The following is a 2,203-nucleotide window of genomic DNA, read 5'->3' on the forward strand; positions in this document are numbered from 1 at the left end:
TCGTCATGTTGAGCGGCCTGTCGCCGACATAGCGCGGCCCGAAAGGGTCGGGCACCCAGCCGCCCGCGTATACGCGGCCCGCGGCGTCGCGGTAAGGCGGCAGGAAGACAAAGTTGTCCTGGTAAACCGGCTGCAGAAAGGTTTTCTCTTCGCTGCGGCTGCTGGCCGCTACGTCAACCTGCAGCCGCCCTGCCTGGCCTTCCGGCGCGCGCCTGAGGCCGCGTTTCTCCAGTTCGGCCTGCACATAGCCCTCATAGGTGGCTTGTTCCAGCTGCCGTGTCGTGTCCACCGGCGTGATGTAGCTGAAAGTGGCGCCCGCCGTATCGCCCGGCCACTGGTTGAAGCTGGTCACGCGGGTGGTGATGGGGCTGGCGCAGGCCGTCAGCAGCGCGGCCAGCAGCAACGCAAGCGCCAGGCGCAGCGGGAAAAACACGGAAATGGCGCCGCCCTGGGTGCCGGGGCCCGCGGGCGTTGGGTGGGCAAAAGTAGTCATGACGAATGGATACACCAAGGTTCAATTTTGTTCCACGGCGGGGGGCCGCTCAAGTAAAGTCGGCGCATGCGCTGACAGCGGACCGGGCTTTGGGGCAGGTGCCGCAGCGGGCCGGAAAGGCCAGTATGCACGGATGACAGACAGGGAGACACCATGAAGTGGGAAGGCAATCGCGAATCCGACAATGTTGAAGACCGGCGCGACGGCGGTGGCGGGGGAGGCGGCTTCGGCTTTGGGGGCCGCAGCGTCGGCATCGGCACCATCGTGGTTGCGCTGGTGGGCGGCTGGATCTTCGGCATCAACCCGATGACCATCCTGAGCCTGCTCAGCGGCGGCGGATCCCCCGCACAGGTGCAGCAGGGCCCGGCCCCCAAGCCGCCGGCCGATGACCGCATGGCGAAATTCGTCTCGACCGTGCTGGCGGACACCGAAGATGTCTGGACCGACGTGTTTGCCAAGGGCGGCGGCACTTACCAGAAGCCGCGGCTGGTGCTCTTTCGTGGCGCCACGCAAACTGCCTGCGGCCAGGGCCAGGCCGCCATGGGGCCGTTTTACTGTCCGGGCGACCAGAAGGTCTACATCGACCTGGGCTTTTACGAAACCCTCCGTAACCGTTTGGGAGCACCCGGCGACTTCGCCCAGGCGTATGTGATCGCGCATGAGGTGGGCCACCATGTGCAGAATCTGCTGGGCATTAGCGGYAAGATGGACCAGATGCGTGGCCGCGTCAGCAAAGCCGAATACAACGCCCTGAGCGTTCGCCTGGAGTTGCAGGCCGACTGTTTTGCCGGTGTGTGGGCGCATAACGCGCAGAACGCGCGCCAGATACTGGAGCAGGGCGACGTGGAGGAGGCCATGAACGCCGCCGCCAAAATCGGCGACGACGCCCTGCAGCGGGCCGGCGGCGGCGCGGTGGTGCCCGAAAGCTTCACCCACGGCACCAGCGCCCAGCGCCAGCGCTGGTTCGACACGGGCCTGAAAACCGGCAGCGTGAAGGCCTGCGACACCTTTAGCGCCCGCAGTATTTAGCCGGCAGCCAACAATTAAGAGTGAAATCGGGCTGTAGCCCTTTACTGACGCGCGCAAACAGCTATAAAATAGATAGCAATAAAGGGGTGTTGCCCCAGTGGCTGCCCTGGCCCAAATGGMCCTGAAAGCGCAGTGGGCCGGCAAAACCGGCATCGGGGCCTAAAGTGCGACAATAGAAGGCTGAGGAAGCGCTGCAACAGCCCCATCACGGTCGGTGACCGTGCCACGCCGGGCGGCCTGCCGCGCTCCCTTTCTTGTCAATGGTGCAGCGGTGCCGTTGGCTGCCAGCGCGCCGGTCCGCGCGCCCTTCGCAAGACAACCCGCAGAGTACCGCCGAGCCTTTTATGACATCCTCTTTTTCCAATCTTTCGCTGGCAGAACCGCTGGCCCGCGCCGTAGCCGAAATGGGCTACGAAACCATGACCCCCATCCAGGAACAGGCCATCCCGGTCGTCCTGCAGGGTAAAGACGTCATGGGCGCCGCGCAAACCGGCACCGGCAAGACTGCGGCTTTCGCGTTGCCCCTGCTGCAGCGCATGATGAAGCACGAGAACGCCTCGACGTCGCCAGCCCGCCACCCGGTGCGTGCGCTGGTGCTGCTGCCCACGCGCGAACTCGCCGTGCAGGTGGCCCAGCAAGTCGAGCTGTACGCCAAATACACCAATCTGCGCAGCACCGTGG

The 2,203-nt window shown here is 65.0% G+C and carries 3 protein-coding genes; 2 read left to right on the forward strand and 1 reads right to left on the reverse strand.

Translation table 11 applies throughout. The features are described 5' to 3' along the window. A partial coding sequence (locus AC1DWI_RS20405; protein ID WP_477725601.1) for a DUF4136 domain-containing protein occupies positions 1-493 on the reverse strand: 493 nt, incomplete at its 3' end. A 153-nt stretch (positions 494-646) separates the two neighbouring features. Here AC1DWI_RS20405 and ypfJ point away from each other — a divergent pair. Further along, positions 647-1,522: a KPN_02809 family neutral zinc metallopeptidase gene (ypfJ, locus tag AC1DWI_RS20410; protein WP_477668100.1), complete on the forward strand. Its 876-nt coding sequence runs from the start codon at positions 647-649 to the stop codon at positions 1,520-1,522. 344 nt (positions 1,523-1,866) lie between these two features. Continuing rightward, on the forward strand, positions 1,867-2,203 hold a 337-nt coding region (locus tag AC1DWI_RS20415), incomplete at its 3' end, for a DEAD/DEAH box helicase (RefSeq protein ID WP_477725602.1).

This window comes from Polaromonas sp. P3_C2, from assembly GCF_056402675.1.